Annotated in this window: 11 protein-coding genes and 1 tRNA gene; 5 read left to right on the top strand and 7 right to left on the bottom strand. The window is 49.4% G+C overall.

All coding sequences use genetic code 11. The features are described 5' to 3' along the window. Positions 1–63: 63 nt before the first annotated feature. The 6 genes from LLG46_06065 to LLG46_06040 all read right to left on the bottom strand — a co-directional run bounded on the left by LLG46_06065 (position 64) and on the right by LLG46_06040 (position 5,487). Positions 64–139, bottom strand: a tRNA-Lys gene (locus tag LLG46_06065). Between the two features lie 275 nt (positions 140–414). Next, positions 415–1,602 carry a hypothetical protein gene (locus tag LLG46_06060; GenBank protein ID MCE5322867.1) on the bottom strand — a complete coding sequence of 396 codons (1,188 nt, stop codon included), beginning with the start codon at positions 1,600–1,602 and terminating at the stop codon, positions 415–417. 351 nt (positions 1,603–1,953) lie between these two features. Further along, a complete protein-coding gene (locus LLG46_06055; GenBank protein MCE5322866.1) occupies positions 1,954–3,294 on the bottom strand; it encodes an NAD(P)/FAD-dependent oxidoreductase in 1,341 nt (446 codons plus the stop codon). Then, positions 3,210–4,367, bottom strand: coding sequence for an MFS transporter (locus tag LLG46_06050; protein MCE5322865.1), 1,158 nt, complete (start codon positions 4,365–4,367; stop codon positions 3,210–3,212). Before LLG46_06050 ends, LLG46_06055 begins: the two co-directional genes overlap by 85 nt. A gap of 162 nt (positions 4,368–4,529) precedes the next feature. Beyond that, positions 4,530–5,225, bottom strand: coding sequence for an RNA polymerase sporulation sigma factor SigH (gene sigH / locus LLG46_06045; GenBank protein MCE5322864.1), 696 nt, complete (start codon positions 5,223–5,225; stop codon positions 4,530–4,532). Further along, entirely contained in the window at positions 5,215–5,487 is a 273-nt protein-coding gene (locus LLG46_06040; protein MCE5322863.1) for a hypothetical protein, read from the bottom strand. The genes sigH and LLG46_06040 overlap by 11 nt, the downstream gene beginning before the upstream one ends. A gap of 215 nt (positions 5,488–5,702) precedes the next feature. Here LLG46_06040 and LLG46_06035 point away from each other — a divergent pair, with 215 nt between their 5' ends. The 4 genes from LLG46_06035 (at position 5,703) to LLG46_06020 (ending at position 9,279) form a co-directional block, all read left to right on the top strand. Continuing rightward, complete coding sequence (locus LLG46_06035) at positions 5,703–6,701, top strand: NEW3 domain-containing protein (GenBank protein ID MCE5322862.1); 999 nt, start codon at positions 5,703–5,705, stop codon at positions 6,699–6,701. Between the two features lie 18 nt (positions 6,702–6,719). Next, a complete protein-coding gene (locus tag LLG46_06030; GenBank protein MCE5322861.1) occupies positions 6,720–8,456 on the top strand; it encodes a hypothetical protein in 1,737 nt (578 codons plus the stop codon). Between the two features lie 70 nt (positions 8,457–8,526). Continuing rightward, a complete protein-coding gene (locus LLG46_06025; GenBank protein MCE5322860.1) occupies positions 8,527–8,817 on the top strand; it encodes a hypothetical protein in 291 nt (96 codons plus the stop codon). 171 nt (positions 8,818–8,988) lie between these two features. Next, positions 8,989–9,279, top strand: a complete 291-nt coding sequence (locus LLG46_06020) for a LuxR C-terminal-related transcriptional regulator (protein MCE5322859.1) — start codon at positions 8,989–8,991, stop codon at positions 9,277–9,279. Positions 9,280–9,343: 64 nt separating this feature from the next. Here the strand turns inward: LLG46_06020 and LLG46_06015 are convergent, their stop codons facing one another. Continuing rightward, positions 9,344–10,528 (bottom strand): hypothetical protein, encoded by a 1,185-nt coding sequence (locus LLG46_06015; GenBank protein MCE5322858.1) that lies wholly within the window; start codon positions 10,526–10,528, stop codon positions 9,344–9,346. Between the two features lie 97 nt (positions 10,529–10,625). Between LLG46_06015 and LLG46_06010 the strand changes: the two genes are divergently transcribed. Then, a complete protein-coding gene (locus LLG46_06010; GenBank protein MCE5322857.1) occupies positions 10,626–11,171 on the top strand; it encodes a TlpA family protein disulfide reductase in 546 nt (181 codons plus the stop codon). The last annotated feature ends 12 nt before the right edge of the window (positions 11,172–11,183 follow it).

Raw genomic sequence — 11,183 nt, 5'->3', positions numbered from 1 at the left:
CTACGCCTTGCGGCACTAGATCCTAAATCTAGCGTGTCTGCCATTCCACCACTCGCCCGTGAGTGGTGGACGATCAGGGACTCGAACCCTGGACCAATGGATTAAGAGTCCACTGCTCTACCAACTGAGCTAATCGTCCACAAGACTTGAATAAGCCGGTATTATTATAACAACCCTGCTCAAGACCGTCAAGTTGGCCCCTTACGTCCTCAAGCAAAGATATTATATCAGCGGCACTCTTTTGCTGTCAATACAAAAATTGGTGCCGGGTGTCGGGTGCCGGGTGCCGGATGGGGTGAGCAAAAAGATATACAGACACTTATGAAGATCGTCGGGGACTTAAGCCCCCTGTGATTCTGTTAAGCGGAATTGATCCACAAATGCATTGCCCAAGTTATCAGAATACTGAATGTCTCATTTGTTTCGGAGCAACTGCAAATATGTCATGCTAGATTTCCGTGCATCCCATGCTCCCTTAATATGCTTTGTTAATTTGGGCAAGTCCTGTTCAAGAGTCGTTTTCCAAAGTCTAGAATCATAAGCATATACTCTGAGTAGATTATCAACATCGAAGATCGACGGAGTCCCTATAGCATGAATAAGTGCAACAGGTTTTTCGAATGCAATGCGCATGCCAAGCTCAAACAATACGTTTGGATTGTGTTCAGTAAGATCAACAATTACGAGATCAGCATCCGACAAGTCATTCACTATTGTAGAGTGAATAAGATCACTTCCATCACGACGTGCGGTTTCTACCTTGAATCCTGCCGACACGGCGGCTGGTGTAATTAAACTTCGCAAAACCTCGTCAAAGAATCCCTTCGGGTATAGATCAGTTTTTTCAGAAAATGGCATAACAATAAATGTCCGTAATGTTGTGTTGTTTTCAGGTTCACCGAGAATAATTGGTGATGCTTGTTCTTGAGTGTCTTTCTTTGCTAGGATAACTTCCGATGATATTATTTCACTCTTACTAATGCAGGACATATTCTTTTGGAATACATTATAAAAATCGTTAATGTGCTCTTCGGCCACACTAAACTCGGTAATTAGTGTGTTTTTTAGGTATTTTATTTCTGGCAATTGACCACAAGAATAATGATCATATACTGCTTTAAACAGATCAACGTTAAAAAATGCTTTTTTTAGTGCGTCTACTTCTGCTTCAGGTGAGGTTGGATATACGATCTGCTTACCAAGATTTGTCAATTCAATTTTCCCTGCGCGATTTGTACCAACGGTCAATCCATAATCTCTAGACGACGCTGTCAAATAGAAGAGATTATTGCTCCTTTCTCCCATTTTTAGAACTTTTGCAATTTCTCCAGGGGCCCAAGGATTTCCACCATTGCAATCCCTTATTATTTGTGCTATCCGAATTGCTTCTTCCAATGCGTTAATTGGAAATTGTCGAGGAGTTGTTTTCGGCTTTCTCTTTTTAGAACCGTTATGATGTTCACTCTGTTCTTCATCTGCTTCGGAAAGAAGCTGATTATCTACTGCCTCACTATCTTTGCTCATAACTCCTCCTTTAAAAAGCAACTCATCTTGCATAGTCGAAATACCTTGCCCCAAAACTGCCACAAGCCAGTCCAACATCAACAATATCACCCATATTCTATCCCCAACCAGCCCGCTTGTCAACATCAATGAGAATATTTAGCGACTCGCCAGGTACATTCGTGTCAATTCATCACATGCAATAAGGAAATAGCAACATAACCGGTAGCAAATGGGGTATCAGAACAATTTGGCATTGTGGATATGCGGAAGACAGCTATAGCCGGATTCGGAAATCCGGCACTGACTTTCGGGTAAGGATTCGGAGATCCTTACCCATCACAAATATCAAAGATGGCTGGAGATGGGATTAAAATCCCAAATACAAATGTCCGGGATTCAAATCCCGGACCATCGAACTTTTTGACTTTCCAACTTTTTGACACAAGCTCACACACCGATATAATCAGCAGCCGCCTCACCTGCCACATATCCAGTCGAGAATGCAGCCTGGAGGTTGTAGCCGCCGGTCTGCGCATCTATATCCATTACCTCACCGGCAAAAAACAGACCGTTGACCAGCTTGGACATCATCGTCCTCGGGTCTATTTCTTTTATGCAAACCCCTCCGGCAGTCACAATCGCCTCGTCCAGCGGTGCCATGCGCACAACTTGAGTCCTGAAATCCTTGAGCAGATCGACCATACGCTCGCGCTCATTGGCAGTAATGCTGTTGACCGGCTTATCGCCATCCAGACCGCCGACGTATATAAACACGTCTATGAGCAGACGCGGAAGCAGGTCGTGCAGATAGTTTTTGAGGTGACGGGTCTGTTTGAAGTCTCTGATGAGGCGCTGATGGAGCTGATCGGGCGTAAGTGCGGGTTTGAGGTCTATCGAGATGACAAGGCGGCCTGTCCCCAAGAGCGTGCCCACATACCTGCTGAGTGTGAGAATGATCGGACCGGAGACGCCATTACTGGTGAAGAGCATCTCGCCGAACTCCGACGCAATCTTTTTTGGCTTATCCTGGCCTTTGGTCTCCATGAGCAGACTCGCTTCGACGTTGCGCAGCGACAAGCCCTGCAAATCTTTGATCCAGTCTTCTTTTGTAATTAAGGCGGACAGAGCCGGTCTCGGCGATATTATAGTGTGGCCGAGGTCGCGAGCCATGTGATAGCCGTCGCCTGTCGAGCCAGTCTTGGGATACGACATGCCGCCCGTCGCTATTATCAGCGCATCAGCGTCCATCCGCCCCCCATAAAGCTTGACGCCGGTCACATGACCGTCCTTCACATCTATCGACTTGGCGGTCGCGTTATACTTGATTCGCACGCCAAGGCCGTCCAGCCACTTTTCAAAGGCTTCTACGACATCCGATGCACGGTCTGAGACTGGAAAAACTCGCCCACCCCGCTCCTCTTTTGTCTCGACACCCATCTTGTGAAAAAAGTCGAGCAGGTCATCCCTGAAATAGCGTGAAAATGCGCCGTAGAGGAACCTGCCATTGGGCGAAAAGGCATCTATGAACTCGTTGAGATCGGCTGTATTGGTGATATTCGCCCTACCCTTGCCGCTGATGCGCACCTTGCGCGCGAGTTTCGAGCCTTTTTCCAGAAGCACGACCGATGCGCCTCGTTCGGCCGCCCTGCCCGCAGCCATCATACCGGCAGCACCGCCGCCTATCACTATCACACGTCGAGTCTTCATTGAGTTTTGACCCTGGGCACTGCCCTCACCATAGACGCAAGCACCAGCGACATCGCCACGACAACAGTCCCGCCGAAGAATGTCACGCTGTATCCCAGTCTCGCCCACAAAAATCCGCCTATGAGCGGCACAAGCACCGCAGCCGCATGATTGACCGTCACACCCATAGACAGCGCAGGGGTGAGGTCCGCAGGATCTGCAATTTTTTGAAGATAGGTCGTCAGGCAGTTTGTCGATAGATAGAAAAAGTTGTCCAGACAGTAGAGCACAAACAACGCGTGCTCATGGTGGATCAGGGCATAGCCGAGAAAGACAAATATCAGTGCGCCGTAACTTGTCATCATTATCCGTCTCTCGCCGATGCGGTCGATCAGTCTGCCCACAATCGGTCCGCCGAACATGTTCACCACGCTGTTTATTATCATCAGAAGCGCGACGGTCTTTAGATGCGTATGGTAGACCTTCGTCAGCGCATATATAGCGAATGTCAGGAACACCTGTTTGCGGCAACCCTCGAGGAATGTGAGCGCATAATAGAGCTTATATCGACTTTTGAATGCTATCTTGGGCTTTTCGGGATAACAGATATCCCGCCTGATCGTAAGCATGATGCAAGCTGCAATAAAGACAAACACGCCGCCGAATATGAACCACATCGGGTAACTTAGCCCATGGCCAACCAGCCGCACGCATATCATGCCCAAAAGAGCACCGGTGCTCGACACGCAAAACGACTGGCCGAGTCTTTTGCCCTTGTTATTTTCCTGAGCCAGGTTCAGTACGAGTGACGACTGCAGAGGCATCCATGAATGCAGACCCGTGCTCCATATGAATGAGAAGACCAGCAGCGATGGGATGCCGTGTATGGCTGCGTATGCACCCATCCCAAGAGACATCACAAAAAGAGTAATCGACCCGAGCAGCGGTTCTGCCATCTGTGCAGCCAGAGCAACAACCAATACGCACAGGAAACCCGGCAGCTCTCGCACAGCCTCGACATATCCGAGCTGCTGCGGCTTGATCGCAAGTGACTCCGTGGCGAAATTGTAGAAGATGGCACTGTATACGCCATAGCCAAAGCTCAAGCACAGTATTGCCGACCACAGCAGCTTGAGGTCACGGCCGAGTGAATTGATTTTCTTGATTACTTGCAAGCGAGACTCCAAGTATAGCTGAGAGCAAAAAGTGGAAAGCCAATAGCCCATTACCCTTTGCCGATCAGTCGACTATAAAGCTGAAATACTGAAAGGCAAACGCCCCCGATTTCCGAGGGCGCTATTCATGTCAATATAAAATCCAAAATTCTAATTACTAAATTAGTTGTTGTCTGTGATGCCGGGCCAACTGTGAGGCGCGCAGGATATCTTTCGTTTGATGCGCGCCAGTGCGTTATCGACCGACTTGGTCTTGCAGCGCAGTTCGCATGCAATCTCACGATAGGATTTGCCTATCTGATATCCGGAAAGCACCTGCCACTCGAAATCGGAGAGCAGACGCCTGAGCATGTCCTGCAGTTGGTCGTTATCCTCACGCTTCAGGACGAGTTCCTCCGGGTCGATAGTGTCGTCTGAAATGAGAATATCTGCCAGGTTCCACTCGCTGTCACTGTCTTCGGAGGGATATTCCAGCGACACGGATGTGTTGAGAGGTGTCTGTTTTCGGCGTGTGGCCGTCTTTATGGCAGTGATGACGTGCCGCTCTATGCATATGCGCGCAAATGACAGGAACGAAATGTCCTTTTCCGGGCGGTAATCGACTATCGCCTGCCACAACCCGATCATGCCGATCTGCAGCAGGTCCTCTTTTTCCGCGCCCATAAGGAAATATGACCTGACTTTCGTCCTTACAAGGCTTCTATATTTGTAGAGCAAATACTCAGAGGCTCTTTCGTCACCACGTTGAGCAACGGCGACGATATCCTGATCCGACAGGACGGCATAGCGCGACTGTGATAGACTTCGCTCTTCCTGGAACTGGTCCTGCACGCATTCACCTCTAAAATTATTCTTCATCACTTACAACATCTACGGCTAGTTTTGTGAGCAGCACAGCAGCCAGACCTGCCGTCAAAGCTGCGGCAGCAGTAAGCGCAATCGGCACTTCGGCGATAGTCTTATCACCGAAACGGATTCTTACTGCCCTTGGACGCTTGACCGCCACGACCTTTTGCATGTCTTCCAAAAAGTCCAGAGTGACGTTCAACACCCCGCTGATTCTGTCCGCGGTCGATGGTGAGATTAACCCGGTCTCGGACTGCTCGCGATCTATACTCATCTCAGCAAGGATTATATAACAATACAAGCACAGTTGGCAAGGATTACAAGCTCAACACGGTGAAAAATCTCAAAATCGGCGTTTTTATCGAAGGAACGTGCATTATACTCTGCACGTAAAAGGGAGTGGCGATTGTGTATTTTGGCCTCATTTGGGCATATTGTTATAATGAAATAGTTGCTTCATATGGCAATAGAATAACGGAGGGCACGAACTTGAAGCGTTTTATAATTTTCCCTATTGCGCTGGTCTATGTGTTGATGCTGATCAGATCAAATGCATGGGCAGCATCCGTAACCGTTAACACCACCCAGAAAACCGCGCTCAGCGATACGACTGACCTGAGCATAAAAGGAACACGCATAGAAGATAGCCAGGTCGGCCTGCTCATCAATAGCACATTAACTGAGCCTCAGGATTTCACGCTCAAAATACCGGGCCTTAAGGAAGATTACGACATATATGTCTGCGGCAGCTATATTGGCCAGCGGAGTGCAAAGCAGCTTGCTGACGGCATTGAGTTGAATATACCCGGCAGAGTGACCCATCCTGACCTGATGCGCTGTCTTTACGCGCTTAAAGACAAGATTAAGCCTCAAATAGATAGTCTCTCCAAGGTCAATGAGTCCGAACCAATCAGAGTAGTTTGGACACTCAGGCAGGCCGATGGTTGGGTGCGCTCCGGTATAGGCAGTGATGAATCTTATAGATCGCTCGATGTCACTCTCAATCCTGCCGGACGTATGCTCAAAAAATGGCAATGGCGGACAAGGCAGGACGCAAAAGGGACGGTTACCGCCGCAACAAACGCATGCTGGTATTTACAAAAAGCACGTGCAAGAATGTATGAAGCGATCAAGGACCCTGATTTGCGCAATAGGGCGGTCGTGACAATGACTCCCGTAACCTTCACAACGAATTATATTGCCGCCAAGAAGCAAATCACAGCAAAGCTGGTCAATGACTGCAATCTGCCGATAAGTGGTACGATCACATATGCCCTGCCAAAAGGATGGAAGGTCGATGCGAAGTCTCTGGAGTTCAAGAATCTGGGAGCGGGAAAGACATATCAGACATCTCTGAACCTGATTGCGCCTTCCAATACGACTAATATCACGTCAGAAATTGCGGTCGCTGCAAATGTGATGGTTATACAGGATAAATATACTGCCAAATTCAAACTCAGGAACATCATTGAAACATCCGTAAAATAGTTGGACCGAGGTGTCTACTTGATCGACTTACTATCGAAAGCGCTCGGCGACGCCGAACTTGTGCAGTCATTTTCAGGTGTCCGCACTATTTTCGGCAGTGACCCCGATATCTCGGATGAACATAAGGCTCTGGCATGGGCATATGGTTATAGCTATGTCAGAAAATGCGTGCATGGACCAAAACCGACCCTGCTCCTTGGCCGCGACCCAAGGCCGACGGGCGAGACGTTGGGAAAAGCGCTTGTCAAAGGGTTTCTGGCAGGCGCATATTCACTAAAATACACGCCGAAGATAGTCGACCTCGGAATAATCACCACTCCGCTGGCCGAAACAGCAATCAGGGCGCTTAATGCCGACGGCGGCGTGATCGTGACCGCAAGCCATAATCCGCTGCAGCATAACGGTTTCAAGTTCCTGACGGGATGCTCCCATATAAGAAATTCACATACTGCTCCGCCTGGAGCACTGCTTTCGGCGCCCATGATGGCAAATGTAATTGCGAATGTGGCAAAACTGGCAGATTCGGGTGATGGTGAGTTTACCCAGCGCATCAAATCGATCACAAGTGCCCGTCTCCATGCCATGCTCACTCAACCCGACAACGAGTCTTCGAGAATACATGCCGAGAGAGCATACCTGGACATAATCGGTCGCGACTGGGGAATCGCACCGCATTGTCTAAAGCCGCTTACTCTGGGACCGGCGCTGCTGGATCCCAATGGCGGCGCCGGAAGTGGTATTGATGCCAGAGTCCTAGAGCACTTCGGAGTCCGGGTGATCGAAATCAATGCCGAACTCGGCTACCCCGAACATGGGATCGATACGGACGGGATCGACCCCGCAAGCGGCAGACATATGCTGCTTCGGGTCGCAAGAGCAGCCGCAAGGGAACGTGCGCACTTTGGGGTGGCATTCGATTATGACGCCGACCGCGGAAATTTGGTGCTGCCCGGTCACGATGAATCAGCAATCATACCGCCTCAGAAAGTGGCGGCACTTAACGTTGCGCTGGCACTTGCCCGACGCAAACTCAGTGGCACTGAGAAAAGCAAACTTGCAGTCGTAATGAGCGACGCCACGTCACTCGCATGCGAAAGGGTCGCCGCTGCTTTCGGCGCTGAGGTGTTTCACGTAGAGACCGGCGAGATCAACGTCGTAACCAAAATGCATAAGCTCAGAGCGGCAGGCTACGATGTGCCGGTTGGAGTCGAAGGCGCAAACGGTGGCACTATATTTGAAACAAGCACATGCCGCGACGGCCTTCAGGCGGCTCTTTCGGCAGCTCTCGCCGAGTCCCAGCCTCAGGTCACGCGTGAATGGGTCGGAATATCCTCCAGAGCAAATGGAAAACGGCTCGATCCGTCAAGAACTATGAGTCTGGAAGACCTGATCGACTCAGTGCCCACAAACTCCAACGTAATGCTCAGGCTCTCATGCCCACCGGTCGATCATGGACTGCTCAAGACAAACGTCGAGAAATATTTCACTCGCACACTTTGGCCGGAACTGCAGCCGAGGTTCCAGGAATTTGAATTTCAAAACTTCGAGGGGACAGAGCATGTCAAAACACGCACAGGCGACGAAAGCGGAGCCTGGCGCGTGATGCTCTCAGGTCCCGACCGCAGAGCATTTATCTTCCTGCGAGGATCGCGCACCGAAGCCGGAATATGGCGGATGATAATCGATGCTGACGATTCATCCGATTTCGCCGTCCTGGAACCCGCTGCAAGAGAAATGTTCAAATCGGCTGTATAGATATCTATGTGGGTAGAATAATATCGTGGAACGCGCAACGTGCACGTTGTTTGTGCAGGAGGCCGTTACGATGAACGAGATGGACATCGAGGCGCGCGCGTTTTTGCAGGAATTCCAGGGGCAGCCCGAAGAGATAAAACGGATATTCATATATGTGATATGTCAGACTATGTTGCAGGCAGGCATGCTCCAACTGATTGGAGCCTTCGATAACATAAATATCGGCGTAACGCTCATCTTCAGAAACCCGGATACCGGCGAGGTCTTTGAAATAGCCAAGCCGGAAGTTACTGAAGAAGAAGATCAGGATATGAAGGCGCACATTCAGGAGTTGCTACAGGAACACGCAAGAGCCGTTTAGCAAAATGCCCGGAAAATACTCCGGGCATTTTGATTTAGTATTTGAGATTTGATATTTTATATTTGGGTAGGTTTTCTGATCTCATTTTGCAGCTTTTGGCTCTCCACCCTCCACTCTCCACTTTTTTTAGAAAGTTCCTATCAAGATCGACTTCAAGATGGAATGATATTTATGAGCGGCGAGCAGGGAAAGGAGAAATATATGGCGGCTGTCGGTATTCCGGACGTCCACCATGACCGCTCTGTTCGGCTTACAAAGCGAGAGCTGGAGGTTTTATCTCTGGTGATCGAAGGCAGGTCCAGTAAGGATGTTGCCGATGCTTTGTATGTGAGCAAGCGGACAGTGGATTTCCATTTAGCCAACATATATGACAAGCTCCAGGTATCCAACCGAGTGCAGGCTTTCCGCAGAGCGACCAGATTGGGTCTAATCCCTCTGGAAGCCACCCTGTCGGGAAACTAACTGGATACCCAGCCCAGTCTCGTAGACATGACGGCCGCATCCATGTGGTGCGGCCGTTGTGCCATTACTTGGACAGCTTCAGCAAATTTATACTGCCATCGGAACAACTTAAAGCACACAAAGAACCGTCTTCCGAACAAGCACAGCGCAGCGGCTTTGCTCGCAGCTTTGTGACCTGCTTGAGAGCACCATCGCTGTTTGTCATAAACACGGCATTCGTTGCGTCCCTGAGCAAAACTTCTCCCCCGGCAGTCACCATTATCGGATCAGTCTGGAAAAACGCCGATCCCTTTTCCCATACGCGCGCTCCCGATGTGGTTTGAAGCACAGTGCGCTTTTCAACCATCGACTTCACTTTATGCTTTATCACTTCGGTATGACTTATACAGGTATAGCTGCACGTCGGATCAAAAAGCACCCTCTGGTTATCCGATACGCTTATATCTCCGCGAGCAATCGTCTTTCCCATCGTGCTGATAATCTCATATGATCCATCGACCGAACTATTGTTGGGAACATAACGCACTAATAATCGATCCGAAGAACTAAACCTCTCTATCATCGGCAAACATGCAGAACCCGCATTCATGCTCCAGATGCTCCGCCCTCTTATGTCTCTGCGCTCCACGGATGAGTCTTGCCAAGTCCCGATCACGACACTCTCTCCATCCGGTTCCAAATACATCGACACAACCACACCGGGAGCCGTCCACCATCTGTAATATTTCTTGTGCATGCCTATATCCACCACATACACCCGCCTGGTTCCCGTGCCTATAACGAAACGGGCATTGCCGTCATAGTTACATACATCGGCTGACCAGACGGCGCCGTTGACATTCAACTTCCAGTAAGTGTTCCCCTTGTTATCGAGAAATGTGCAAGTCGCATTTTCAAGATCGAGATTAGAATATGCCATGGCATATTTGCCGTCCGGGCTGACTACCACTTTGTCCGCACCCTGCACTGATGCGGTGTATTGTTTCTCACCGGTGCTCTTATAAACGCATATGGCACCCTTAGTATCGACACATGCCAGAAATTTTGCGCCGGGAGAAAATATGAGGTCAGTCAATTTGCCGGCAAAGGTCTGCCAGGCCATTTTAACTCTGGTGTGACTGGAGGGATCTGTGGCAGAAGGATGCCTGCTTACAGGGCGAATTATGCCTGGGACAGCACAGCAAACCAGTAATAGTGCCGCCATCAACACCATCACCACATATGTTTTGTTTGCTTTCGCTTTGCTCATCCTGAAATATTTTCCCAAAAATTGCAGCCAAATGGCAACGTTCAAAGCATAGCACTCGTCAGAAATACATGTCAACGCAGTTGAAAGGAAAGAACCCATGAAAACCAGACGTTACCTGCATATGGTTATTGCGTTAGTTTTGATATCTCTGGCTGCCTGCGCCGCAAATGCCCAGATCAGCACAGGCACAAAGGCTCCCGACTTCACACTGCCGACACTCGACGGCGGGAAATTTACACTCTCAGACTGCTTCAAAGAACAGCCCTCAGTGGTAGTGTTGGATATCTGGGCGACGTGGTGCCCGCCATGCAAGGCTGAAATCCCCTATCTGGTCGATCTGCAGAACAAATATCAATCAAACAAGAGTGTCACTATAGTCGGAGTCGCTTTTGACCAGGATAAGACCAAAGTGGCCGACTTCGCAAGGAGCCAGTCTATCAACTATACAGTCGTTCTTGATTATGGCGGCAACAAGATCGGCAGCAGCTATAAGGTCGGCGGCATCCCCATGACATGTCTGATCGACAAAAAAGGTATCATCCGCTATGTCCACAACGGCTTTCCTATTCGTGATGAAAACGAACAGAAGAAAGAGATAGCCAAGATGGAAGGGGAAATAAAGACCCTGCTGGACGAGAAGTGATATATGGTTTAT

Source organism: bacterium (assembly GCA_021371935.1).
Taxonomy (GTDB): Bacteria; Armatimonadota; UBA5829; order UBA5829; family UBA5829; genus UBA5829.
Note: the sequence above shows the minus strand (reverse complement) of the source record. Positions and strands in the feature narration are given on the sequence as shown.